Below are 25,275 nucleotides of genomic sequence, written 5' to 3' on the forward strand. Positions count from 1 at the left end.
ATTGAATGTTTCGACCACTGATTTGATGATTACACAGATTTTTAACAGTTTATATAGCTAAAATTGCATTGTTAAATGCAAACAAATACCATAATAAATGGTATAATTATTCAGTCATTCAACCCTTCAAACTTCAATCATTAAAAATTATGTGGTGGATATACGCTTTACTTTCAGCCTTTTTTGCGGCACTGGTTGCCATTTTTGCTAAGATCGGTATCAAAGGGGTAGATACTGATCTGGCAACCGCTATCCGAACGGTAGTTATTGTGCTTTTAGCCTGGGCCATAGTTTTGTTTAAGGGTGGCGAGCATGCCATAGGTAACCTCAATAAACAAAACTGGATTTTTCTGATCCTTTCGGGATGTGCCACGGGCTTATCGTGGATATTTTATTTTAAGGCCCTGCAATTGGGTAAGGTATCACAAGTAGCGCCGATAGATAAACTGAGTGTGGCTTTAGCTATCTTACTTTCAGTATTGTTCCTGGGCGAATCACTCACCTGGAAAACAGGCGTAGGGGCAGCCATGATTATTGGCGGTACCTTTGTGCTGATTTTAAAATGATTGAATGACTGAAGGATTGAGTGAGTAATAAGCCAATCAATATATTCAATCCTTCAGTCATCAATCTATCAATCATTATCCCAACAGATCCAATATCTGCTGCGACGAGTTTTTGGTATCCACCTTGCTAATAACATGTTTGATCAAACCATCAGGCCCAATTAAGAATGTAGTTCTGGCAGTACCCATATAGGTTTTGCCGTACATGTTTTTCTCTACCCAAACGCCGTAGTCTTCAACAATGTTTTTTTCGTGATCAGCGATCAGCGGGAAAGGCAGGCTGTACTTGCTCTCAAACTTTTTGTGCGATTTTTCATCGTCGGTGCTCACACCAATAACCTGGAAACCTTGTGATAACAGCGATTGATAGTTATCCCTAAAATCACAGGCTTCGGCGGTACAGCCCGGGGTATCATCTTTTGGATAAAAGTACAATATCACACTCTTACCCAAAAAATCGGATAATGAAGTAGTTTCGCCATTTTGGTTTTTCGCGGTAAAATCGGGGGCTTTGTCGCCTTCTTTTAGTGTTGCCATATTATCGGTAAAAATTAGCAGTAAATTGTGATACGTTATCTTTATTGTCGGCAACAGTTAAATTGAACACATGTTTGCCGGGTTTGATACTCTCATCAAATGTAAAGCTTAAAACTTTGGTTTTATAATCCAACTCCATCAAAACCCAATGCCCGTCAATAGTTCCATTGTATGATTTAATGCCCGATAGATTATCGTTCATTTTAAACGATATCGTTCGCGATGCAGTCATGCTTTTGCCCTCGCTGATGTTGATCGGTGTAATTACCGGCGGCACGGTATCTATCCTTACATAAAAATCGCCAAATGCCCTGCAATGCGCTTTAATATAGCCATTCTCATAAATGCCACCTTCCGAGCCACGCTCCGAACTTACAATCACCGCCTTGTTTGCCAGTGCGCCAATGGTGCTATCAGGCTTAATCCAAAGCTCAAAACTATCGTGAACTGGCGTAAAGTGGTTATGAATACGATAGGTAGTTGAGTAAGCCCCCGATTTGTGCGATAAAACAGCATAATTAAAATACAGATCATCGTATAAGTTACCTTGCGGGATGATCACCCTTACCTTATCAAAGCTAAAATCATTATGCTGATCATACTTGAATAACACACCCGGTGGCTTTTCGTTCAATGTATTCTCTGGGACAGGTTTTGATTTTACCCTGAATTTTAATGTTGATGTGTTACCCGCAACATCCTTCACGATATATTCAATATCGTGTACCGCATCATCGTTAAAAGTAACAATACCCCGGTTTACAGATTGCGGATACACCGATATTTTGTTTCCTGGTAAAATAAAGCTTTTCTGTATCTCGCGGCCGGTAGTCAAATACGCCGGGAAATCAATATGCGCGTTAATGGCATGCGTTTGATCAAAGGCGAAACGCTCAACCGCGAAGGTATAGATCAACTTACCATCAACCTTTAATTGGATAGAATAGGCGCCATTCTTATTCATTGATGTGCTGTTCCTGTCTATCGCCATAATTCCGAACCCGCATTCACCGCTAAGGGTAATTGTAGATGATTTTACCAAATGATAGCTGTCGCCAACACCAGTTACTAAGTAAAAATCTTTAGGTGTTTTTTCACTGAATGGTAATCCGTTTAAATGATAAGCGTATATCCCGGTTATAGATGGTGGCACCTTATCCGGAATGGTTAAACCAAACAATTGCGGGTTAATGGTTTGCTCGGTAGCGGCATCCCTCAATTCAAAATGCACATGTGGCCCCGCGGATGCTCCCGCGTTACCCGACCACGCGAATACCTCGCCTTTGCTCACGTGTTGTGTTAAAGGCAATAAGGTAATATCAGCCTCCCAGGTATGGTGCTCGTACTGATAATCATGTACAATTTTAGCAAGAGCCGGTGTTAAGTGATCTAAATGCCCATAAACCGAAGTGAATCCGTTTGGATGTGTAATGTAAACCGCGCGGCCAAAGCCCCCGTATTGTATCCTTAAGCGTGATACATAGCCCTCATAAACCGCGTGAACGGGATAACCGGTGCGCTGGTTGGTTTTAAAATCTAACCCCGAATGGAAGTGGTTAGAGCGTAACTCACCAAACGAGCCAGCCGTAGTAGGCGGAAGATCAAGCGGATAGCGGAAAACGTCTTGCGGATAGGTGTGGGTTTGAACAACATCCTGGGATTGTGCCCTGAATGTTAATCCCACAAAAGCAAAAGAGAAGCAGGCAATGGCTTTTTTTATCGTCACTTAATATAAAAGTCTAAAAGTTTTTCATTTTCTAAATAACCTTCCAATCGGTCGCCTATGGCAACTTTGGATACGCCCGGTGGAGTTCCGGTAAAGATCAGATCACCCTTTTTCAAGGTGATGTATCCCGATACAAAAGCGATGATCTTTTCGAACGAGAATAATAGATCCTTTGTACTGCCTTGCTGACGGACAGCGCCATTAATATCCAAATGGAAATTCAGATCGTATAAGTCAGCAAATTTAGATTTAGGCGCAAAATTACTAACCGGGGCCGAATTATCAAACGCCTTGGCCAGTTCCCAGGGCAGGCCCTTCTCTTTATGGCGGGTTTGAATATCACGGGCAGTAAAATCAATCCCCAAAGCGATCTCATCATAGTAAGCGGCAGCAAATTTTTCGTTAATGCTTTTACCTTCCTTGCATATTTTCAGTACAATTTCTAACTCGTGATGTACATCCTGTGAAAATTCCGGGTGGTAAAATGGTTTGTTATCTTTTAGCAGCGCGGTATCCGGTTTCATAAAAATTACGGGTACGCTGGGCACGGGGTTGTTTAATTCTTTGGCATGCTCCGCGTAATTGCGGCCTATGGCTATTATCTTCATCTATTTTGCAGAAATTTATGAGCCAAAGCTAAAAAAATAAAAGCCCGCTCTTAGTTAAGAACGGGGCTTTGTACAAAATGTTTATTACAATATTGATATTCTTTTCATCACAGCTTCGGTACCCACCATCATTCTGATAAAGTAAAAGCCGCTTGATAACTTATTGTTTAAGTTAAATGTGAACTTTTGCTCACCCGGATCAACCCGCTGCGAGAAGAGCGTGATCACCTCGTTACCCAGCACATCCATTATTTTTATGCTCACATTGCTGTTTTTGGCCACATAATAACGCAGGTTGATCTGGTCGGTAATCGGGTTAGGGAAAACCTGCACATTGCTTAATAGTTTATCCTGGTCAAACTTATTGAGCGAGTTTCTGTTGAGGGTACTGTTACTGCCGTAAATGGTAATACCCGCTTTAAGCGCCGGAAGTGGTATTTTAATCCCATTTTTGAGGTAGGATTTATCGTTTTTATTTGTAAATACTTTGACTAATTTCGTCGTGTCGGATTTTCGTGGATTTTTACCATCTGCAAGGGCATAATTCAGACTGGCCACGGTAGTGATCAGCATAAAAAATGAACATACAAACAGGTAGAAATGTCTCATCAAATTCGGTTAGTACTGGTTGCAAAAGTATAAATAAAACTTGTTTAGAATTATTATTATTAGTTGGCCGCTTTCAATTTAACATTATTTAACATTGAAATGAAAGCTTGCCGTATAAAGAGTATACGTAAAAGTGTTTAAATAGTTTAGTATAATATTATTTTCTATAATAAATGTCGCACAATAATTTCAGTAAGCTGTCGGCTGCGGGGGTCCTGATCAGCTTAGGTATCATATACGGTGATATCGGTACATCACCACTATACGTGTTTACCGCGCTTGTAGGTAAAGAGGTTATCAACGCCGATCTGATATTCGGCGGTATCTCGCTCATATTCTGGACACTAACTTTACAAACCACCTTAAAATATGTTGTTATCACGCTCAGGGCAGATAACAAAGGTGAGGGGGGGATTTTCTCACTGTTTTCCTTAGTACGCCGAAGGGCCAAGTGGCTCCTCGTTCCGGCGGTAATAGGCGGCTGCGCTTTGCTGGCCGATGGTATTATTACACCGCCCATTACGGTTTCATCAGCCATCGAGGGGCTTGATATCCTCTATCCGCATTTGCCCACAACATATATTGTAGTAGCTATTATTACCTTTTTGTTTTTGATACAAAGGTTTGGTACCAACTTCGTGGGTAAGGGTTTCGGGCCTATCATGTTTATCTGGTTTTCTATGATGGGCGTTTTAGGTGTTATCCAGATAGTACATGTGCCATCTATCATTATGGCGCTTAATCCGTATTACGCAATCCATTTGTTGGCTACCGACCCGAACGCCTTTATTATTTTAGGTGCAGTGTTTTTATGTACAACAGGTGCCGAGGCCTTATATTCAGATCTGGGCCATTGCGGGCGTCCGAATATCCAGGTGAGCTGGGTGTATGTTAAAACCTGTTTGGTATTAAACTACCTGGGCCAGGGTGCATGGCTGGTTTTAAACGAAGGAAAGCTGCTTACTCACATGGAGGGCACCAAAGAAATACACATTAACCCTTTCTTCCAGATCATGCCTACGTGGTTTCTGATCTATGGAATAGGTATAGCTACCGTTGCGGCGGTTATTGCCAGCCAGGCCTTAATATCGGGTTCGTTCACGCTTATCGCGGAAGCGGTGCGTTTAAACCTTTGGCCTAAGCTGAAAATTATTTATCCATCAAACGAGCGTGGGCAATTATATGTGCCCAGCGTTAACTGGTTGCTTTGGGCCGGTTGTTTGGTTGTGGTAGCTGTATTTGAACATTCGAATAGAATGGAAGCCGCCTATGGCTTAAGTATCACTATTGCCATGTTAATGACCACCATTCTGGTATCCAAATTTCTGAAGGCTAAAAACATCCCCAAGTATATCATATGGATATTTTTAGCGGTGTACATTTCTATCGAGGGTACGTTTTTAGCAAGTAACATGGCTAAATTTTTACACGGTGGTTGGTTTACTTTAACGGTTGGCGCCATACTGTTCTCTATCATGTGGAGCTGGCATACGGCCCGTAAGATCAGGAACCGCTATGTTAAATTTATCGAAATCAGCGATTACTTCCCGATTTTGAAAGAGTTGAGCGAAGATGAATCGGTCCCCAAATATGCATCGCAACTGGTGTATCTAACCAGTGCTAACTTTGATTCGGAAATAGAATCGAAGATCATTTACTCCATTCTGCAAAAGCAACCGAAACGTGCCGATGTGTACTGGCTGGTTCACGTTAACGTAATGGACGAACCCCACGTACGCGAGTATGATGTGAACTTTTTGATCCCGAATAAATTGATCCGTGTTGATTTTAAACTCGGTTTCAGGGTTGATCAGGGTGTGAACATTTTGTTCCGCAAGGTGGTTGAAGACTTGGTTAAAAATGGTGAGGTGGATATTACTAGTCGTTATAGCTCGTTAAACAAACACAAAATAGTGGGCGATTTCCGCTTCATTGTTTTGGAGAAGATCTTATCGCGCTCACACAACCTGTCGCTTTACGAAAAGTCGATCATGAATTATTACTTTATCCTCAAAAAAGCCAGCTTATCCGAAGAGCGCAGTTTTGGTTTAGACCTGAGCTTTGTAACGGTTGAAAAAGTGCCGTTGCTGTTAGCTGATCCCGATTCGGTGGAATTAAAGAGACGGGTTCGACATACTTCGTAAGAAGAATCTGCAATCAAGATGCATAATCAAGAGCCGGGAGTTTTACTTTCGGCTCTTTTTGTTTTAACGTGTTAGCATCACATTGCGGGGTACGGAAACAATTCCTAACTGTATAAGGCGAATTTGTATAATAGTAGCTTTGCTAATCGGGGATTTGCTTCGTACCCCGCAATGACGCGTGGGTGAGTGTTATGGTTTGTTGTAGTGTTAAGCGGCGGCTTCTTCTTTAGCAAGCACACTGTTCTTATGCCCGTAAGTAAAGTAAATAACCAGGCCAATAACCAGCCATATTAAAAAGCGTAGCCAATTGGTATAACCTAATTCAGTCATTAGGTAAAGACAGCTTAACAAGCCCATTACCGGTATTAAGGATAGATTTTTTACAAAAGCAGCTATCGTTAATGCTGCCGCCAGTACTACAAACACAAAGTAAGGGAGCTTGTCTTTATAAACATCCCAGCCGCCGCTGTAGTCAAACAGGCCCATAAAGTTTTTATAAAATAACACACAACCTAATAAGAATATAACGGGAGCAATAAATTTAGAGTTGAAGTAGGGTAGGTGAAAACGACCTTTTTGTGCTTCTTCGCGGGGTAATAATAATACGCCACCGCAAACCAAAACAAAGGCGAATAGGGTGCCAATGCTGGTTAGGTCGGTAACTTCGGTTAAATTCATAAACAGGGCCGGTATAGCAACTACAAAGCCTGTTACAATGGTTGCGAATGATGGTGTGTTGTATTTAGGATGAATCCGTGAAAAAGCTTTTGGCAATAAGCCATCACGGCTCATACTCATCCAGATGCGGGGCTGGCCCAGTTGGAAGATCAATAGCACACTTGCCGTAGCAATAACCGCGCTGATAGAAATAATATAGCTGATGTTTTCTAATCCAACTTTTTTGAAAACAAACGCCAACGGATCGCCAACTTGCAGGTCTTTATAATTTACCATGCCGGTTAATACCAGGGCTATCAGGATGTACAGAACGGTACATATAATGAGTGAATAGATCATCCCACGGGGCAGATCGCGCTGCGGATTTTCACATTCTTCGGCAGTGGTCGATATCGCATCAAAACCAATGTAGGCGAAGAATACGCCCGAAACACCTTTCATCACACCACCAAAACCATTAGGTAAAAAGGGATGCCAGTTGGCTGGGGATACGTAAAAGAAACCTGCTACTATTACAAAGATAACCACGGCAACTTTTAATATCACCATAGCATTGGTAGCTTTTTTAGTTTCGCGGATACCAATATAAACCAAATAAGTAATGGCAAATACAATGGCTAAGGCAGGTATATTGGCTATGAGTTTTAAATTACCAATACCCGGTGCATCGGCCCAAGCCACGGCTTCTGTTTTCAGCCTGTCGGTAATGTCTGCTATGTGGCCGCTCGCGGTTAATTCGGCAATGGTTGCTTTGGCGCGATAAGCAGATACGTAATCCATAGTTAAATAGGGTGGAAAGTGGATATGGAAACCTTCGAGCAGGTTTACAAAATATTCGCTCCATGATATGGCTACGGCAATGTTGCCAATGGCGTATTCCATTAGTAGATCCCAACCGATGATCCAGGCGATCAGTTCACCAAATGAGGCATAGGCATAGGTATAGGCACTGCCGGATACAGGTATACGTGAAGCGAATTCGGCATAGCAAAGGGCCGAAAATCCGCAGGTAATTGCTGTTAGTACAAATAAGATAGATACACCCGGACCACCATTAAAGGCTGCTGTGCCTATGGTTGAAAATATGCCTGCGCCAACAACGGCGGCTATCCCCATCAGGGTTAGGTCTTTAACGTTGAGTTCTTTTTTTAAATGGGATGCCGAGCCGCTTTCAACATCGCTGAAACCGCTTGCTACATCGGACAAAATTCTTGCTACCGACTTTTTACGAAATATATTGCCCGACATATTTAAAATTAAGCTAAATCCAAACATAACGTTTTTTTTGCATTGAATAAATAAGCTTATCTATTTAACTTGCGCCCATGAAAAGGAGTATTACCGATGTTTTAAAACAGATCAATTTTTTGTTTATTCCATACCTTATCGTTTTGGCTGCTTGCTTAATTATTGCCGCGGTTTTTACTAAAGAACAAATCTATTTCAACTTTAATAGCTGGCATTTTGCCTATGGTGATACATTTTTTGCATTGTGGACAAACATGGGCGATGGCGGCGTTTGTGTAGCCATTACGTTGGGGTTACTATTATACAGTTATCGCAAAGGCTTTTTATTAGGAACAAGTTTTATCCTCACATCCATTATCGCGCAGGTAATGAAACATATTGTTGCCACACAGCGCCCGGTTATATTTTTTAAGGCACAGTACAGCAAAATATATTTAATAAAAGGGGTGGAGATGCTGGAAACAATGAGTTTTCCATCGGGGCATACAACCTCGGCATTTACTGCTGCCGTGGTATTAACATACATAACCCCCAGAAAGGCCTGGGGGTTATTATTCTTTATTATGGCGGTTTTGGTAGGCTACTCGCGCATGTACCTCAGCGAACATTTTTTTGAGGATGTTGTTGGAGGCTCCGCAATTGGTGTATTTATAACCGTTTTCTGGATCACCTGGATAGACAATAAAGTTTTTCTGGGTTCACCTAAATGGAGCATGGGCTTAATTAAAACCCGCTGATTAAGTCAGGGTCATGGTGTCATCTCTTCTTTTGAAGTAGATAACTATCCCAATGATCAACGCTAAGGGTATCAAACCGAAGAAGATGATCTTGGTAAATATCGAATGATCGCTTTGTGTACTAACCACGTATTGATCGGTATGATCCATATCCGCATCGGTTTTAATTGAACTAAAAAACGCGTTCATTTCTCCGGCGGCAATGTCTTTACTTACATCATCATATAAATACTCAAAAGTATAAGTGATGTTTTTAGTGTAGATCAAACGGAAATGACGGGATTGTACACCACTACCGGTATCAGTTTGCAAAGTAAAATCTCGGGCGGTAAGTTTCCCCATAGTAACATCATGGTCCTCAAGTATCACACCCTTACCCGATGAGTTTTGTACCTTTTTAACATATTCTTTAAAAACCTTATCTAAGCCATCGGCATTTTTTACATCCTTAGCGGTGGCCGGGTTCATTGAACGGATAACGAACATGGTTCCGTATTGGCCGTTTGCTGCAAAACTTTCCTGTCCGTTAACATTGGTTTTAGTAAATTCCTTAGGTAGTGATACGGTTACAGAGTTATCTATAGCTACCGGATCAAGATAGTATTTCTTTTGGGCGTACGTTCGGTCTACCAGCATAATCATGCTTAAAAATATCATCAGCTTCTTCATTTTCTTCAATTTTAGTTTTAAAATGAATTGTGTTGGCATTATAAAGTTTAGGTTGCCAATGCAGGGATAGTTACATTAATGATGCCATAGTCTGTTAAAAAAGTGTTAAAAGTGTCATTAAAAGATGAGGTAAGGGTCAAAAATAGCCTTTAATAAACGCGTTTTTAATTATTAAGATATTAATAATCAGTAGTTTATTTAGTAGGATAAAAGGGTGTAAATGATTTGATACGACAACTTAAAAACTTATCCACCAAAGCCGCCAAGCATACTTATAGTGATAACGGATAGCACAATTACGGCTATGCCAACGTACAGATAATCCTTTTCGGCGGCGAAGCTAATGGCAGATAATAACACCCGGGCTATGGGCGTAGCAATAAGCAGGATGATGCCGAATTGTATAATAGCCCGCCCTCTGAGGTCAAATATACCGCCGATGATGGCTTTGAGTTGTATGGTAAAATTAGGCTGGGTTTTGAAGGTGGCATAGTCGCTTACATCATGGCCGTGGCGGTACAGGTAAACTGTGCCGCCCCAAATTACCACTACCATAGATAACAGCACACCCCAGCGCAATACCGAACCGAGTAGTTGTTCAATATCTTTATCAGTTATGCGCTTTGTGTTTTTCATAAGCCGCCGGTTATGCCTTTGTAAATCATTTGAACCGCTAAAAAGGCAACTATGATAGCGAAAAAGTAACGTAACTTATTGGATTGTGAATGAACCAAAATTTTTGATCCCGTAAAGGCGCCTAATAAAACACCTATAACTACAGGCATAGCTAAACCCGGGTCAATATAACCGCGTTGCAGGTAAACCACCGCGCTGGCCGCGGCTGTAACACCTATCATAAAGTTACTGGTAGTGGTTGATACCTTGAACGGGATTCCCATTACACCATCCATCGCTATAACCTTTAACGCTCCGGAGCCAATACCCAACAAGCCCGACATAATTCCGGCGAAAGCCATCATTAAAAAACCGCCACCTACGTTATTTACGCCATATTCAATAGTTTGGTCACCCGATGGATAACTGCTGTTGAGCTTTAGTTTTTGTGCAAGGGCGCTTTTATGCAATTGAATACGTTCTACTTTTTTACGAAGCGACATAAGCGCCGAAAAGATCAACACCAGGCCAAATAGTATGGCTATATAATTAACGGGTAAAAATTTAGCAATAATTGCGCCCGCTATGGCACCACTTGTGGTGGCTATTTCTAAAAACATGCCTAAACGCATATTGGTAATGCCCTCTTTAACATAGGCTGCCGCCGAACCTGACGATGTTGCTATTACCGATACCAGCGACGCGCCAATGGCATAATGAATGTCAATATGAAGCAGAATAGTAAGTAGCGGGATGATAACAACACCACCGCCTAAGCCCGTTAACGACCCAACCAAACCAGCAACATACGCGCCGATGAGGATAATGAGGGTTAACAGTAGTACTGACATATAACAGGAATATTGGCTAAAATAGCAATTAATTTAGAGCAATAGTTTGCCATAAGCCAATTTAGAACAGTTTTATTACAATGGATAATAGTCTATTTATATTACCGTTTTTATATATTTAGCCAATAGATATTTACCTGATATGATCAAAAAATTGTATGCCTTAGTTTGCTTTTGCCTGGTATTGAATACGTTATATGCTCAAAATAAGCTCCCCGAAAATATATTTTTTAAAAAGCTGGCCAACGGGCTCGATGTTTTGGTGGTTGAGGATAACAGCGTGCCGCTGGCCACTATTGTAATTACCTGCAAAAATGGATCGTATACAGAAACGCCGGAGTTTAACGGTTTGAGCCACCTGTACGAGCATATGTTTTTTAAGGCCAATAAAGATTACCCAAGTCAGGAAGCTTTTATGGATAGGGTTACCAACCTGGGTATGGAGTTTAATGGTAATACCACCGAAGAAAATGTAAAGTACTATTTCACCTTACCGAAAAAGAATTTGAAGGATGGCTTGAGGTTTATGAATTCGGCCATACGGTTCCCTAAGTTTGATGCGGCTGAGATGCAGCGGGAAAACATTGTGGTTGATGGTGAGTTTCAACGGAACGAATCAAGTCCGTTTTATGCTTTGAACGATGCCATGTCGCACCATTTGTGGGGCGATCTGTATAGCCGGAAAAATGTGATCGGGAACCACAATGTGATTCGTTCGGCTACACCGGCTATGATGGATTCTATCAAAAATAAGTACTACTATCCTAATAATTCGTTGTTAACCGTTGCCGGGGATGTGAAGCACGACGACGTTTTCAGGCAAGCCGAAAATATTTATGGCAACTGGGAGCCATCACCATTTGATCCTTTTAAAAAATGGCCCCTGCCGGAGTTCAAGCCGCTTACAAAAACAGATTATTTTATTGTAGAATCGAATATCACCAGGGTGCCTATTATTGATATCAACTGGCTGGGGCCAGATACCCGTACAGATATCCCGGCAACCTACGCGGCCGATGTTTTTTCGTTCATCTTAAATCAAAACGCATCTAAACTAACCAAAGCCTTAACACAATCGGGCCTGGCCTTACAAGTTAATATCGGCTATTTAACCTTACAGCATGTTGGCCCTATATCGCTTATCGTGATACCAAATCCTGATAAAGTAAAAGAATGTATGGCCGAGGTTAAAAGGCAAATAGCATTGTTTGACAGTCCGGATTATGTTACCGACGATCAGATAGAAACAGCCAAGCGCAAGTTGGAGATCAAGCAGCAACAAGAGCAGGAGGTAACTTCGGATTTTGTGCAGGTGCTATCGTTTTGGTGGGCATCTGCTTCTGTTGATTATTTTACCACTTATAACGATAATTTGAAAAAGGTAACCCGGGCCGATTTAAAGCGGTATGTAGATAAATATATTAAAGGCAAACCTTACTGCGCGGGTTTGATGGTTACACCAGCCATGCGAGCCTCAATGAAACCCGAACAATTTTTTACTGCCCAACAATAAGCAATTATGAAACGCATTTTTTTAACCATTATATTTTCGGTTACCTGTATAGTTACATTGTTTGCGCAAGCGCCAACCACATCGTTTGATGTGAATGGCATTAAGGTAATATTTAAACCTACGGTAAAAAACATGGTAAGCGTGCGGGTTTACTTCAGAGGTGGGGTTAATAATTACCCGGCTAAACAGGCTGGTATAGAACGCATGACATTGGGCTCCCTGCTACAATGTGGCACTACCAAACATGCCGCTAACGATTTTAAAGATATTGCCGATTATTACAATATTGACTTTGGCGCCGCCGCCGAATACGATTTTAGCGATATTGAAATGAGCTGTATATCAAAGTATTTTGATAAAGGTTGGGAGCTACTTGCCGAGGCCATTAACAACCCCATATTTGACCCTAACGAAGTGCAATTGCTTAAAAATACGTTTGCATCGGCGGTTAAGCAGTCGGAGTCAAGTCCGGATAATCATGTGCAACAATTGTTATTGAAAAATGCCTTCGCGGGAACTGTTTATGCTACCGATCCGGATGGTACCGAAGAAAGTATTAACAGCTTTACACCTGCCGACCTGAAAAGTTATTACAGCACCATGCTGAACAAAAACAAGATGTTTATTGTGATTGCCGGCAAGTTAACCCAAAAAGAGATAGCCGAAAAGGTGAAGGCTGCATTTAGCGCCATACCTGCAAGCCCATATCAACCTGTGGTTTTAACGGCGCCTATCTGGAACGATAATCATACCCTTATTGAAGGCAGGAGCCTGGCAACCAATTATATTGCCGGTATTTTAAATGCCCCGGTAATGACCAGTGCCGATTATATACCTTTTAAATTAGGGATATCGGCATTTAGCGGTACTTTGTTTTCGGTGTTGCGTACCCAGCATAACTTATCTTACGATCCGGATGCATCAACTACTAATTTGCTGATGCCTTATGCTACAATGAGTGTTAGCACTACCAGTGTTAACGAGGCGGTTACACTGATGGTTAGCGAGCTTAATCGTATCAAAGGATTAAATATCAATAAAAAAGGGGTTGAGCAAATAAAGAGCAGCTTTATAACATCTAATTATATGAAACTGCAAAGCTCGTCGGCCATTACGGGTAATTTGGGTGTGGCCGAAGTTATGGGTGGCTGGAATTATTTTGAGAACTTACCGGCTAGGCTTGATCAGGTAACATCCGATCAGATCACCCAGGCCATCAGGAAATATGCTGTTGGCGTAAGATGGGCCTATTTAGGTGATGTTGAAGCAGCCAAACAGGCGGAAGAGGCTTTTAGGTTAATGGTGAGGTAGATTTTTATTTACCACAGAGGGCACAGAGTGGCAAAACACAGAGAGCACTGAGATTTGCAAGTCTCTGTGTGCTCTGTGAAGATCTCAGCGTACTCTGTGGTTAAATTTTATACCTCCGATAATTTAAACGTATCCTTAACCCTTATACCTTTTTCTGTTTGTTGCAGCGTGCAGCATTCGTTAACCGGATCATGCTCTAAAAACAGGAAGAAGTTCTTTTCAACTGCTTCGCCAAATATGGCCTTGCGTTCACTCATGGTTTTGAGGGGGAACATATCATAAGCCATAACATAGGGGATGGGCAGATGACCAACCGATGGTAACAGATCGGCCATGTAAAGGATAGTCTTATCCTTATAATAGATCTGCGGAAGCATCATGGCATCGGTATGGCCGTAGGCAAAGCGCACTACAATATTTGGGGTGAATTGAACGCCATCGTTAACCTCAATAAATTTGAGTTTGCCGCTCTCTTGAATGGGTAAAATGTTCTCTTTTAAAAAGGATGCTTTTTCGCGTTCGTTAGGATATACAGCCCAGTTCCAGTGTTGCTCATTACTCCAGTAAGTAGCGTTTTTAAATGCCGGAACCAGTTTATCGCCTTCGCGGATGATAGAGCCGCCGCAATGGTCAAAATGGAGGTGAGTTAAAAATACATCGGTAATATCATCACTGGTAAAGCCGTATTTGGCTAATGATGATTGGAGGGTATCATCACCATGTAAATGGTAATGGCTCAAAAACTTTTCGTCCTGCTTATCGCCTATGCCGTTATCAACCAATATCAGGCGGTCCTCATCCTGTATCAACAGGCAACGCATGGCCCATGTGCACAGGTTTTTATCATCGGCCGGGTTTGTTTTTTGCCATAATGATTTTGGTACCACACCAAACATGGCGCCACCATCTAATTTAAAAAAGCCGGTTTCGATGCTGTAGAGTTTCATAGAGCCCCCTAACCCCCTAAAGGGGGAATTAAATTAATGTTTAAACTAAAGAACCCAGCTTATAATTAAATATACTGGGTTCTAAATTATTTGAATTAGCTCCTTCGCTCCCCCTTTAGGGGGCTGGGGGGCTATAAGTGTATCACCTCGCCGTACGCATCAGCGGCGGCTTCCATTACGGCTTCGCTCATGGTTGGGTGCGGGTGTATCGATTTGATGATCTCCATACCGGTTGCTTCCAACTTGCGGGCGGTTACTACTTCGGCAATCATTTCGGTAACGTTCATGCCTATCATGTGAGCGCCTAAGAACTCGCCATATTTAGCATCGAATATCACTTTAACAAAACCATCTTTAGCACCGGCAGCACTTGCTTTACCTGATGCTGAGAATGGGAACTTACCTACTTTAATTTCGTAACCAGCTTCTTTAGCCGCTTTTTCGGTATAACCTACCGATGCAACTTCGGGTGAGCAATAAGTACAACCCGGAATATTGTTATAGTTGATAGGCTCTGGGTGATGACCGGCGATCTTTTCAACGCAAGTGATACCTTCGGCAGATGCTACGTGAGCTAATGCCTGGCCTTTTACAATATCGCCTATGGCGTAAATGCCATCAACATTAGTTTTGTAATAATCATCAACTAATACTTTGCCTTTATCGGTTTTAACACCGGCTTCTTCCAAACCAATGCCCTCCAGGTTGGTAGAAATACCTACGGCAGATAATACTACTTCGCACTCCAATACTAAAATATCGCCATTTGGCGCTTTAACGCTAACCTTACAGCCCGGACCAGATGTATCAACCGACTCAACAACAGAACTGGTCATGATGTTGATACCTTGTTTCTTTAAGCTACGAGCCAATTGTTTTGAAACGTCTTCGTCTTCTAACGGCACAACGTTATCTAAAAACTCAACCACGGTAACTTTGGTACCTATTGAATTGTAGAAGTAAGCAAACTCGATACCTATAGCCCCTGACCCTACAACAATCATTGATTCGGGTTTTTCGGGCAGCACCATAGCCTGGCGGTAACCTATAACCTTTTTACCATCTTGTTTTAAGTTAGGTAATTCGCGTGAGCGGCCACCTGTGGCAACTATAATGTGTTTAGCTGTATGTTCAACATCGGTACCATCATTCAGTTTAACTGTAACTGCACCTTTTCCCTTTAATTTACCGAAGCCCATGATCACGTCGATCTTGTTCTTCTTCATCAAAAACTGAACGCCTTTGCTCATGCCATCGGCAACGCCACGGCTGCGGCGGATAACCGAATCAAAATCAACTATACCGGCGGTTGGGATGCGGATACCATAATCGGCAGCGTGGTTTACATATTCAAAAACCTGCGCACTTTTTAACAATGCCTTTGTTGGGATACAGCCCCAGTTTAAACAAATGCCGCCCAAAGATTCTTTTTCAATAATGGCGGTTTTTAAACCCAATTGGGATGCTCTTATTGCGGCAACATAGCCTCCTGGGCCACTACCGATAACAATCAGATCATAATTCATATTATTCTATCGTTTTTGCAATTTAGGCCAAAGCTAAATAAAAACACGGATATGAAAAACCCCCGATTATGATAGCGATGTAATTTATTCGCTCAAATTTTAATCTGATTTTAATTTTTATAGGGGGATATTTATTGTTTTTGGGTTTTAACAGAATAATATTGTGTAAATGGCGCTAATTTGAAATATTTATCCAAAAAACCATTTCGGTTCAATGTGAATTTGGAATCATTTTAGCAAATGCTTTATCTTTTTTTCAATAAAATAAAGGTTTAACTCGTCATATTGTAAAATATGTGGAGAAATATGCAGCTATTGTTAACATTAACTTAACAATAGCTAATCTGCTACTATCTATATTTGCAACAATTACTGATTTTCATTTTTTAACTAAACAAACAAGTATGAGGAAGTTTTTACTATTATGTTTTGTGTTTGTTGCCACATCGTTAGCAAGTGTACGTTTGCTGGCACAGGGTGTTACTACGGCAGCATTACACGGTGTTGTTGCCGATTCAAAGGGAGCAACTTTACCGGGAGCAACAATTATTGTTACCCATGTGCCAACCGGAACAGTTTATTCAGCTGCAACCCGTAATGATGGCCGTTACAATTTACCTAACTTAAGAGTAGGTGGGCCGTATACAATTAAGATTTCGTTTATAGGTTTTAAAGACTACATACAAGCAGGTGTTACGCTTTCTATTGGTCAGGATCAAGCCGTAAATGTAAAATTAGTCGATAATTCAACCGATCTGAAAGAGATTCAGGTTGTAAGTAGCGCAAGCAAGGTTATCAACTCATCTCGTACAGGTGCGAGAGAAACAGTAACCCGTACTCAAATTGAGGCATTGCCTACAATTAACCGTTCATTACAGGATTATACTAAACTAACCCCTTCTGCAAATGGTTTATCATTTGGTGGCCGGGCAAGTACTTTCAACAACATTACTGTTGACGGAGCTTTGTTTAACAACTCGTTCGGTTTGTCTGGTACATTAGGCGGTCAAACCAATTCACAGCCAATTTCGTTAGATGCGATCGACCAGATACAGGTTGATATTGCACCTTTTGACGTTCGTCAGGGTAATTTTACCGGTGCCGGTGTAAATACAGTAGTAAAATCGGGTACTAACGAGGTTAAAGGTACTATTTACAACTATACACGTAGCAAAAGCTTAACAGGTTACCAAGCCGGTGTTACAGGTATCCCGGTTGTTCCGTTCACTTATCGTACTACAGGTATATCAATTGGTGCCCCAATTATCCCTAACAAATTATTCATTTTCGTATCTGGTGAGCAAGAGCGTTTAAGCCAGCCGGCTAACAGCATTGTTGCAAACAGAGGTACAAGTGGTAACAACATATCGAATGTTACAGCTGCGTCATTAGATGCATTAAAAACTTATTTGTTAGACCCATCTAAAGGTTATACTTATGACCCGGGAGCTTACGAAAGCTTTAACTACGATACTTACAGTGATAAGTTAACAGCTAAATTAGACTGGAACATTAACAAGAACAATACTTTAAGTGCTAAGTATTTCTACTTAAAATCTTATAGAGATGCTGCTCCAAGCAGTTCATCAACTGCTTTCGGTACTTCTACACGTTTTGCCGGTACCAACAGTTTACCATTCTCAAGTGCAGGTTACCGCATCAACAATAACTTTAACATCGGTATTTTAGAGTTGAACACTAAAGTGAGCAATACCATGTCAAACAGGGCTACAGTGGGTTACTCTGCTTTGCGCGATTACCGTGCATCATTAGGTGGCCAGGCTATACCAATGGTTGATATAGGTAACGGTGTAACTACCAATACAGGTGTAGTAACAACCACGCCTACTGCAGTAGCAACTTCATTTGGTTATGAGCAGTTTACAGCAGGTAACTTATTAAGCTCTAACATCTGGCAATTCTCTGATGATTTCACCATTTACGCTGGTAAACACGAAATCACCATCGGTACAAACAACCAGATACAAAGTTACCTGAATGGTTTTGCTACCCAGTACAATGGTGTGTATTCATACAACTCATTCTCTGATTTTCAAAATGGCTTACCTGCACAGCAGTACAGCTTCCGTTATTCTGCTTTACCTGGCGGTGCGTTTCCGTATGCTAGCATAAAAGGAGCGGTTTTGGCTGCTTACGTTCAGGATAAATTCCAGGTTACTGATAACTTAAAATTAACTTACGGTTTAAGGGCTGATTATAATGTATTCCCTACAAACCTTCAAGACAACCCGAATGTTCCGCCTCTTACTTTCCAGGGAGGTATGCATGTTGACCCGGCTAAATTACCAACAAGCAGAGTTTCATTATCTCCGCGTATAGGTTTCAACTGGGATGTTAATGGCGATCAATCTACGCAATTACGTGGTGGTAGTGGTTTATTTACAGGTGGTGTACCATTTGTATGGATATCTAACCAGGCATCAAATAATGGCGTTTTATTTGGTTCTTATGTAATTACCAAAGGTACGGCAAGCAACACTGCTGCTCAAAACGCTCAGTTGTTATTTAACCCTAATGTTGATGCTAATCGTCCAACAGGTACTGTTGCAGCTAACACCAGTTATGAGTTAGATATTACAGATCCAAATCTTAAATTACCTAAGATATGGAGAACTAACTTAGCTATTGACCAGAAATTACCAGGCGGTATGATTGGAACTTTGGAAGGTGCTTATGCTAAAGATATAAATGCAATCCAATATCAAAACCTTGTGCTTTCTGACACTTACACAACAGTAGCCGGACCAGAAGGTATTACACAATACACCAGTTCGAATACAACTCCCGCCGCAGCAGCAGCTACAGTAACCAATCCACGTATTAATGGATTATATTACATGACGAACACTGACAAGGGATATTCTTACTTTATTACTGCTCAGTTACAAAAAAGCTTCACCAGTGGTTTGTACGCTAACGTAGCTTATACTTATAGCCAGTCAAAAACCGTTATAGATGCAGGTTCAACAGCAAGCACAACCTATAACACTCGTTTTATAGCTAATGACCCTAACACAGCTGTACTTGCAAACAGCGCATTTGTACAACCAAGCCGTATCATTGCTTCTATTGCTTACCGTAAAGAGTACGCTAAAAATTTCGCTACTTCAATTGGTATAACTATGGAGAGCGCTAATAACGGTGCTGTATCTTACACAACCAGTGGCGATCCAAACCTTGATGGTGTTAGTAACGACTTAATGTATATTCCAGCATCTGCTGCCGACATTGTTTTAGTACCTGCAAATGCTGCAGATACTCGTACCGCAGCTCAGCAATATGCACAATTAAGTGCTTTTATTAACCAAGACCCATATTTGAGCAGGCACAAAGGTGAGTATGCTGAAAGGAACGGCGCTATTTTGCCTTACTTCCAAAACTACAACTTTAACATTAGCCAAGATATCTTCATTAAATCTGGTAAATACAAAAACACGTTACGTTTTGAGTTTAACATTATTAACGTAGGTAACTTTTTAGATAAAAACTGGGGCTTATCTCAAGTATCTGCAATTAACGGTGCCTCAACAGCTATACTTGGTAATAGCGGATCGGTACCAGTATTGAATTATAGAGGTGTTGTGGGTGGTAGAGCTACTTATACCTTCCCATTGCTTGATGCTACTAATAACGTTCCTATTAGCAGTTCGTACAAATACGATTCAAGCCAGTTCTCACGTTGGCAAGCTCAGTTTGGAGTTCGTTATATATTTAACTAAGCCAAACTATAACAATATAAAAGCCTCCCAAATTTCGGGAGGCTTTTTTTGTGAGGTAAGTTTTGGGATAAGTGTAAACGCGGCTGATATTAAATTATGCCATACAGTACTCCGCCTTTCGCGCCTAGCTGATCAACTTTAGCTTCGGTAGCAATATCTTTTATCAGCGGCGGCGCATGATGCGGTTTTATACGGGCATCAATAATGAGCGGCCCTTTGCAGCCCCAATGTTTATGCTGGGTAAAACTGTTAATGCCATATATATCGTGCGATGGATTGCTGCGGGTAAAGGTTACCCATACCAGGTTGTTTATGGTTTGAGCGGTGAAGCCGGCATCATCGCATAAAATAATTAATGGCAAGTTGTTTAGATCGTCGTTTTTTAGGTGATCGTTTAAAATATCGACCTGTTTTTGGGTTTCGCTTTCGCTGATGTAGGTAGGCGCTTCTACAGCTAAGATTCCCGGAAGGGCCATTTTGAAATTATGAAACGGGCGTGGTAAGCTGAAGATAGCTGGTAGCTCCGTCCATAGCTCACGCTTTACTTCGCCTGCTACTGCTATTGCCACTTTACTGCCGCTATTTAGATCACTGCCGCTGTAATCTAAAGTATCGATGGTTGTTTTGGTGTAAAAGTGCAGATCGCGGGTTAAGTCGATACGCTCCAGCATGTGTTTCATAAATTTGGCTATATCATGAACATGGAATGAAGGATCATCCTCGTGCGCGCAAATGAACAGGTATTTGGCCAGGCTCAATTGGTTGCTACCTAATATGTGGTTGGCTATAGTAAGTATCTCCTGCGGTTTACGGCCACTTAAATATGGCGTGTAACGTTCGCTGCCAATAGCGAATAAAAGCGGGTGTACACCCGCGGCATCAACCGCGTTAATCTCGTGCAGTCCGGGAATTTCTTTTGGGATGGCAGAGCCTGTGATCTGGTGAATAAGGGCGCCAAAGCTGGTATCTTCCTGTGGCGGACGGCCCACTACGGTGAAACTCCAGATGGGGTTCTTTTTGTGATATACCCGGTTCACCTGCATTAAAGGGAAAGGGTGAGTGAGGCTATAATAACCCAAGTGATCTCCAAAAGGGCCTTCGGGTTTGTTTTGTTGTGGCATTACTGTGCCGGTTATTACAAAGTCGGCATCAGCAGAGATGCAGAAACCTTCGTCATCATAATAATATCGGAACCTGCGGTTGCCCAATGCTCCGGCGAATGTCATTTCGGATAATCCTTCCGGTAAGGGCATTACTGCCGCTAAAGGGTGCGAGGGTGGGCCGCCTACAAAGATGCTTACCTTTAAGGGTTGGCCCTTTGCATTGGCTTTAGTTTGATGTACGCCTATACCACGGTGCAACTGGTAATGTAATCCTATTTCTTTGTTCTGAATATAATCGTTACCAGCTAACTGGATGCGATACATACCAAGGTTGGCGTTCATGATGCCGGGTGTATCGGCATCTTCTGTATAAACCTGTGGCATGGTAACAAATGGGCCGCCATCCATTGGCCAGTTCACAATCTGCGGAAGCTCGCTAATCTGTGTGCGGCCAAAATTGATCGGTGCATTCTTCCCGGTTTTCATAGGCAGGGCCGATAGGGCGGTGGCGGCAACGTTTAGATATTGGAACGGATGCTTGATGGCTTTGATCGGGTCGCCTTTAATATCAACCAAAGTTTTGATCTTGTCCAGTGTATCGCGAAACATGAATTTAGACCTGTCTAAAGTCCCGAAAAGGTTAGATACCGCGGGGAATTTACTGCCTTTAATGTTCTCGAATAACAGTGCCGGGCCTTCGTTCTCGAAAACACGGAGGTGGATGGCCGCCATTTCCAGATAGGGATCAACTTCCTGCTTAATGCGGATGAGATGACCATGTTGTTCCAGATCGGTAATGCAGGCTTGTAAACTTTTGTAACCCATGTGGCGTTGATATTAAACGCCCGAAGTTAAAATTAAATCGGCTTAGGATGATAATAAATGCTGTTAATTGATGATATTTAAACGCACATGAGCGTCAGCGAAATATTAACCATTACCATCGTATTAACGGCGGTTTTCGCCTATATCAACCTGCGGGTTATTAAATGGCCGCCAACAATCGGCATAATGGTGCTATCATTAGGCATGTCAATTATATTGGCGGTGTTGGGCAAATTTCATCCTTTTTTATCGGATAAAGCCATGCGGCTGGCAGCATCTATTGATTTTAGGGATGTATTAATGAATTTTATGCTGAGCTTTTTACTATTTGCCGGTGCGATACATATTGATGCCACAAAACTGAAAAAAGAAGCCTGGCCGGTGCTGGCGCTATCAACGCTGGGCATTGTGATATCTACCACGCTGGTTGGTGGTATGGTTTGGGGCTTGTTCCAGCTTTTTCATTCGCCGATCGACCTTATTTATTGTTTGCTTTTTGGCGCCTTGATATCGCCAACCGATCCAATAGCTGTTTTGGCGATTTTAAAACAAGCTAAAATACCGTCATCGCTTGAACTCAAAATATCAGGCGAATCGTTATTTAATGATGGTGTGGCCGTTGTGGTGTTTGTTACTTTATTGGAAGCCGCGCATTCGGGTATATCAACTATTGATGGAGTAGGAATTGGCAAACTGTTTCTGCAGGAAGCTGTAGGTGGATTGGCATTTGGCGTTGTGCTGGGCTATATTGGCTATTTCGCTTTGAAGGGAATTGATGATTATAAGGTAGAGGTTTTGATTACACTCGCCATTGTGATGGGAGGTTATTATGTTGCCGGCCATCTGCATGTATCGGGGCCGTTGGCTATGGTGGTAGCCGGCATTATTACCGGTAACAAAGTTAAAGACGAGGTATTATCGGACGTGAGCCGCGATTACCTCGGTAAGTTTTGGGAATTGGTTGATGAGATATTAAATGCTATTTTGTTTTTACTGGTTGGACTGGAAATGCTTATCATTAAAATAAACACAACCGTTTTTATTATTGGCTGTATATGCATTTTGTTGGTTTTGCTGGCGCGATGGGTGTCGGTAATTTTCCCGATAATGCTCCTGAAATTTAGGATTAAATTTGAACGGCACACTGTTGCCATTTTAACCTGGGGAGGTTTAAGGGGCGGCTTGTCGGTTGCACTGGCACTCTCACTCTCACCCGAAATGCACAGGGATGAGTTTGTACTGATCACCTATATCATTGTGGTATTCTCGATATTAGTACAGGGGTTAACCATTGGCGGGTTTACACGGAAGTTGTTGAATAAAGCATGAGCGAATTAATTATAAACAAACTCGCCAAACTCCGATGTAATAGTCACCTGCTTTTTATCCGCAGCTTCAACACGACCAATTATCTGCGCATCTATACCAAAGCTTTGCGATATTTTGATCAGATCGGCAGCGATGCTTTCGGGAACATAAAGCTCCATGCGGTGGCCCATGTTGAATACCTTGTACATTTCTTGCCAACTGGTTTGTGATTCTTGCTGTATTAACTTGAATAGCGGTGGGGTAGGGAACAGGTTGTTTTTGATGATGTGCAGGTTATCTACAAAGTGCAGCACTTTGGTTTGCGCGCCGCCGCTGCAATGTACCATGCCGTTCATCTGGCTGCGGTATTTATCCAACATAGCTTTAATTACCGGCGCGTAGGTGCGGGTTGGTGATAGTACCAGTTTGCCCGCGGTTACGGTTTGGTTGTTGCCGATATCGATTTGATCCGTTAAGTTTTTTGAGCCTGAGAATACCAGATCCGCCGGTACGGCAGGGTCAAAGCTTTCGGGGTAACTGTTGGCTATGGTTTTGTTAAATACATCGTGACGGGCGGATGTTAATCCGTTTGAGCCCATGCCGCCGTTGTATTCGGTTTCGTAAGTGGCCTGGCCGTATGATGCTAAACCTACAATTACATTGCCGGGTTTAATGTGGTCGTTTGATATTACATCGGCACGTTTCATGCGGCACGTCACGGTTGAATCGACGATGATGGTGCGTACCAGGTCGCCAACGTCGGCAGTTTCGCCGCCTGTTGAGTGGATGCCAATGCCTTGTGAGCGCAGTTCTTCTAAAATTTCTTCGGTGCCGTTGATGATGGCAGCTATGACATCGCCATTGATCAGATTTTTATTACGACCGATAGTTGATGATAATAAAATACCGTCTGTCGCGCCAACGCAAAGCAGATCGTCCAGATTCATGATAATGGCATCCTGGGCTATCCCGCGCCATACTGAAATATCACCGGTTGCTTTCCAGTAGGTGTAAGCTAAGGATGATTTGGTACCGGCACCGTCGGCATGCATAATGTTGCAGTATTCCGGATCGTTACCTAAAATATCGGGGATGATTTTGCAGAAAGCTTTAGGGAAAATGCCTTTATCTATTTTTTGGATGGCGCGGTGCACATCGTCTTTTGATGCGGATACACCACGCTGATCGTATCTTTGCGAAGAAACCATGGGCAAATATAAGGTTTAGCCCCCTAACCCCCTAAAGGGGGAACGATTATTTTGTATTGAAAGCTCCTTGTGTAAATCGATCATCAGTAACTAAATCCGTTTTTTAGCTAAACGGGTAATTCTCTTTAAATTTATCTACTATGGCCATCCAAAAAATAAAATGTAATTTTAACAACGACAAATAATCTGCCTCCAAATGCTGTTTTTAAATACTTGCTTGCCAACTGTTAAAATATTCAAGTAAAAAATGAAGATTTATATTTTCGGTGCAGCTGGCTCGGGGACAACTACCCAGGGATTACATTTGGCGATGAACCTGAACATTCCATATTTTGACAGTGATAACTATTTTTGGGAAGACACACCCGTGCCATTTACTATAAGACGTGATCCCCAGCATCGGAATACCATGGTAAAAAGTGACACCAATAAATTGGATAGCTATGTTATTGGTGGCGGATCGCTGCCCAACTGGAATAATTTCTGGCTTTCTGCCTTTGATCTGGTTGTATTCCTTTATATTCCTGCAGAAATCAGAATCAAACGTTTGAAAGAAAGGGAATTGGAACGTTATGGAAACGAAATTTTCAGTAATCAAGCTCGGAACCTTCAATACAATGAATTTATTGCATGGTGTACTGGGTACGATAACGACACAGCCAGCGGCCGAACACTCAGCGTTCATCGGCATTGGATCCAGAAATTTAATTGCCCCGTACTACAAATTCTGGAAGACCTCCCTATTCAAACAAAAACCGATCTGATTCTTCAACAGATCGGGTAAAATCAATTTAAAGCCGCCGCAT

The 25,275-nt window shown here is 41.9% G+C and carries 20 protein-coding genes; 8 read left to right on the forward strand and 12 right to left on the reverse strand.

All coding sequences use genetic code 11. The features are described from left to right. Positions 1 to 149: 149 nt before the first annotated feature. A complete protein-coding gene (locus tag ABIN91_RS02395) occupies positions 150 to 566 on the forward strand; it encodes an EamA family transporter (RefSeq protein ID WP_348048053.1) in 417 nt (138 codons plus the stop codon). A 75-nt stretch (positions 567 to 641) separates the two neighbouring features. Here ABIN91_RS02395 and bcp read toward each other — a convergent pair whose 3' ends face one another. From bcp to ABIN91_RS02415, 4 genes are all read right to left on the reverse strand, one after another. Further along, positions 642 to 1,103 carry a thioredoxin-dependent thiol peroxidase gene (gene bcp / locus ABIN91_RS02400; protein WP_348048055.1) on the reverse strand — a complete coding sequence of 154 codons (462 nt, stop codon included), beginning with the start codon at positions 1,101 to 1,103 and terminating at the stop codon, positions 642 to 644. Position 1,104: 1 nt separating this feature from the next. Further along, positions 1,105 to 2,829 (reverse strand): M23 family metallopeptidase, encoded by a 1,725-nt coding sequence (locus ABIN91_RS02405; RefSeq protein ID WP_348048057.1) that lies wholly within the window; start codon positions 2,827 to 2,829, stop codon positions 1,105 to 1,107. Continuing rightward, a complete protein-coding gene (locus ABIN91_RS02410) occupies positions 2,826 to 3,437 on the reverse strand; it encodes a fumarylacetoacetate hydrolase family protein (protein WP_348048059.1) in 612 nt (203 codons plus the stop codon). The genes ABIN91_RS02405 and ABIN91_RS02410 overlap by 4 nt, the downstream gene beginning before the upstream one ends. An 84-nt stretch (positions 3,438 to 3,521) precedes the next feature. Then, entirely contained in the window at positions 3,522 to 4,046 is a 525-nt protein-coding gene (locus ABIN91_RS02415; protein WP_348048061.1) for a T9SS type A sorting domain-containing protein, read from the reverse strand. A gap of 173 nt (positions 4,047 to 4,219) precedes the next feature. On the opposite strand from ABIN91_RS02415, the gene ABIN91_RS02420 reads away from it, so the two are divergent. Continuing rightward, positions 4,220 to 6,190: a KUP/HAK/KT family potassium transporter gene (locus ABIN91_RS02420; protein WP_348048063.1), complete on the forward strand. Its 1,971-nt coding sequence runs from the start codon at positions 4,220 to 4,222 to the stop codon at positions 6,188 to 6,190. Positions 6,191 to 6,397: 207 nt separating this feature from the next. Here the strand turns inward: ABIN91_RS02420 and ABIN91_RS02425 are convergent, their stop codons facing one another. Next, positions 6,398 to 8,116: an amino acid permease gene (locus ABIN91_RS02425; protein WP_348048065.1), complete on the reverse strand. Its 1,719-nt coding sequence runs from the start codon at positions 8,114 to 8,116 to the stop codon at positions 6,398 to 6,400. Positions 8,117 to 8,193: 77 nt separating this feature from the next. Here ABIN91_RS02425 and ABIN91_RS02430 point away from each other — a divergent pair, with 77 nt between their 5' ends. Continuing rightward, positions 8,194 to 8,853: a phosphatase PAP2 family protein gene (locus ABIN91_RS02430; RefSeq protein ID WP_348048067.1), complete on the forward strand. Its 660-nt coding sequence runs from the start codon at positions 8,194 to 8,196 to the stop codon at positions 8,851 to 8,853. On the opposite strand, the gene ABIN91_RS02435 is transcribed toward ABIN91_RS02430, so the two are convergent. From ABIN91_RS02435 to ABIN91_RS02445, 3 genes are all read right to left on the reverse strand, one after another. Continuing rightward, positions 8,854 to 9,522 (reverse strand): hypothetical protein, encoded by a 669-nt coding sequence (locus ABIN91_RS02435; RefSeq protein WP_348048069.1) that lies wholly within the window; start codon positions 9,520 to 9,522, stop codon positions 8,854 to 8,856. 246 nt (positions 9,523 to 9,768) lie between these two features. After that, entirely contained in the window at positions 9,769 to 10,158 is a 390-nt protein-coding gene (locus tag ABIN91_RS02440) for a DUF1634 domain-containing protein (RefSeq protein ID WP_348048071.1), read from the reverse strand. After that, positions 10,155 to 10,988 (reverse strand): sulfite exporter TauE/SafE family protein, encoded by an 834-nt coding sequence (locus ABIN91_RS02445; protein ID WP_348048073.1) that lies wholly within the window; start codon positions 10,986 to 10,988, stop codon positions 10,155 to 10,157. Before ABIN91_RS02445 ends, ABIN91_RS02440 begins: the two co-directional genes overlap by 4 nt. Before the next feature lie 142 nt (positions 10,989 to 11,130). Between ABIN91_RS02445 and ABIN91_RS02450 the strand changes: the two genes are divergently transcribed. Together ABIN91_RS02450 and ABIN91_RS02455 are read left to right on the forward strand one after the other, a co-directional pair. After that, a complete protein-coding gene (locus ABIN91_RS02450; protein WP_348048075.1) occupies positions 11,131 to 12,501 on the forward strand; it encodes a pitrilysin family protein in 1,371 nt (456 codons plus the stop codon). A gap of 6 nt (positions 12,502 to 12,507) precedes the next feature. Next, a complete protein-coding gene (locus ABIN91_RS02455) occupies positions 12,508 to 13,812 on the forward strand; it encodes a pitrilysin family protein (protein ID WP_348048077.1) in 1,305 nt (434 codons plus the stop codon). Between the two features lie 107 nt (positions 13,813 to 13,919). Here ABIN91_RS02455 and ABIN91_RS02460 read toward each other — a convergent pair whose 3' ends face one another. Next, the gene (locus ABIN91_RS02460; RefSeq protein ID WP_348048079.1) at positions 13,920 to 14,759 is read right to left on the reverse strand and encodes an MBL fold metallo-hydrolase; all 840 of its coding nucleotides are present in this window, start codon (positions 14,757 to 14,759) and stop codon (positions 13,920 to 13,922) included. Positions 14,760 to 14,890: 131 nt separating this feature from the next. Continuing rightward, positions 14,891 to 16,285, reverse strand: a complete 1,395-nt coding sequence (gene lpdA / locus ABIN91_RS02465; RefSeq protein WP_348048081.1) for a dihydrolipoyl dehydrogenase — start codon at positions 16,283 to 16,285, stop codon at positions 14,891 to 14,893. A gap of 404 nt (positions 16,286 to 16,689) precedes the next feature. Here lpdA and ABIN91_RS02470 point away from each other — a divergent pair, with 404 nt between their 5' ends. Further along, positions 16,690 to 20,025, forward strand: coding sequence for a carboxypeptidase regulatory-like domain-containing protein (locus ABIN91_RS02470; RefSeq protein ID WP_348048083.1), 3,336 nt, complete (start codon positions 16,690 to 16,692; stop codon positions 20,023 to 20,025). An 89-nt stretch (positions 20,026 to 20,114) separates the two neighbouring features. Here ABIN91_RS02470 and ABIN91_RS02475 read toward each other — a convergent pair whose 3' ends face one another. Continuing rightward, positions 20,115 to 21,953: a UbiD family decarboxylase gene (locus ABIN91_RS02475; protein WP_348048084.1), complete on the reverse strand. Its 1,839-nt coding sequence runs from the start codon at positions 21,951 to 21,953 to the stop codon at positions 20,115 to 20,117. An 87-nt stretch (positions 21,954 to 22,040) separates the two neighbouring features. Here ABIN91_RS02475 and ABIN91_RS02480 point away from each other — a divergent pair, with 87 nt between their 5' ends. Further along, positions 22,041 to 23,282: a sodium:proton antiporter gene (locus ABIN91_RS02480; protein WP_348048086.1), complete on the forward strand. Its 1,242-nt coding sequence runs from the start codon at positions 22,041 to 22,043 to the stop codon at positions 23,280 to 23,282. A 5-nt stretch (positions 23,283 to 23,287) separates the two neighbouring features. Here the strand turns inward: ABIN91_RS02480 and ABIN91_RS02485 are convergent, their stop codons facing one another. Beyond that, a complete protein-coding gene (locus tag ABIN91_RS02485; RefSeq protein WP_348048088.1) occupies positions 23,288 to 24,469 on the reverse strand; it encodes an AIR synthase related protein in 1,182 nt (393 codons plus the stop codon). A 247-nt stretch (positions 24,470 to 24,716) separates the two neighbouring features. On the opposite strand from ABIN91_RS02485, the gene ABIN91_RS02490 reads away from it, so the two are divergent. Beyond that, entirely contained in the window at positions 24,717 to 25,253 is a 537-nt protein-coding gene (locus tag ABIN91_RS02490; protein ID WP_348048090.1) for an adenylate kinase, read from the forward strand. Positions 25,254 to 25,275: the final 22 nt, after the last annotated feature.

This window comes from Mucilaginibacter sp. (assembly GCF_039921305.1).
Lineage (GTDB): Bacteria > Bacteroidota > Bacteroidia > Sphingobacteriales > Sphingobacteriaceae > Mucilaginibacter.

Excerpts from the sequence above, each read along its gene's own strand:
- ABIN91_RS02395 (WP_348048053.1), top strand. The coding sequence starts at position 150 with ATGTGGTGGATATACGCTTTACTTTCAGCCTTTTTTGCGGCACTGGTT.
- bcp (WP_348048055.1), bottom strand. The coding sequence starts at position 1,103 with ATGGCAACACTAAAAGAAGGCGACAAAGCCCCCGATTTTACCGCGAAA.
- ABIN91_RS02410 (WP_348048059.1), bottom strand. The coding sequence starts at position 3,437 with ATGAAGATAATAGCCATAGGCCGCAATTACGCGGAGCATGCCAAAGAA.
- ABIN91_RS02415 (WP_348048061.1), bottom strand. The coding sequence starts at position 4,046 with ATGAGACATTTCTACCTGTTTGTATGTTCATTTTTTATGCTGATCACT.
- ABIN91_RS02420 (WP_348048063.1), top strand. The coding sequence starts at position 4,220 with ATGTCGCACAATAATTTCAGTAAGCTGTCGGCTGCGGGGGTCCTGATC.
- ABIN91_RS02425 (WP_348048065.1), bottom strand. The coding sequence starts at position 8,116 with ATGTCGGGCAATATATTTCGTAAAAAGTCGGTAGCAAGAATTTTGTCC.
- ABIN91_RS02430 (WP_348048067.1), top strand. The coding sequence starts at position 8,194 with ATGAAAAGGAGTATTACCGATGTTTTAAAACAGATCAATTTTTTGTTT.
- ABIN91_RS02435 (WP_348048069.1), bottom strand. The coding sequence starts at position 9,522 with ATGAAGAAGCTGATGATATTTTTAAGCATGATTATGCTGGTAGACCGA.
- ABIN91_RS02440 (WP_348048071.1), bottom strand. The coding sequence starts at position 10,158 with ATGAAAAACACAAAGCGCATAACTGATAAAGATATTGAACAACTACTC.
- ABIN91_RS02445 (WP_348048073.1), bottom strand. The coding sequence starts at position 10,988 with ATGTCAGTACTACTGTTAACCCTCATTATCCTCATCGGCGCGTATGTT.
- ABIN91_RS02450 (WP_348048075.1), top strand. The coding sequence starts at position 11,131 with ATGATCAAAAAATTGTATGCCTTAGTTTGCTTTTGCCTGGTATTGAAT.
- ABIN91_RS02455 (WP_348048077.1), top strand. The coding sequence starts at position 12,508 with ATGAAACGCATTTTTTTAACCATTATATTTTCGGTTACCTGTATAGTT.
- ABIN91_RS02460 (WP_348048079.1), bottom strand. The coding sequence starts at position 14,759 with ATGAAACTCTACAGCATCGAAACCGGCTTTTTTAAATTAGATGGTGGC.
- lpdA (WP_348048081.1), bottom strand. The coding sequence starts at position 16,285 with ATGAATTATGATCTGATTGTTATCGGTAGTGGCCCAGGAGGCTATGTT.
- ABIN91_RS02470 (WP_348048083.1), top strand. The coding sequence starts at position 16,690 with ATGAGGAAGTTTTTACTATTATGTTTTGTGTTTGTTGCCACATCGTTA.
- ABIN91_RS02475 (WP_348048084.1), bottom strand. The coding sequence starts at position 21,953 with ATGGGTTACAAAAGTTTACAAGCCTGCATTACCGATCTGGAACAACAT.
- ABIN91_RS02480 (WP_348048086.1), top strand. The coding sequence starts at position 22,041 with ATGAGCGTCAGCGAAATATTAACCATTACCATCGTATTAACGGCGGTT.
- ABIN91_RS02485 (WP_348048088.1), bottom strand. The coding sequence starts at position 24,469 with ATGGTTTCTTCGCAAAGATACGATCAGCGTGGTGTATCCGCATCAAAA.
- ABIN91_RS02490 (WP_348048090.1), top strand. The coding sequence starts at position 24,717 with ATGAAGATTTATATTTTCGGTGCAGCTGGCTCGGGGACAACTACCCAG.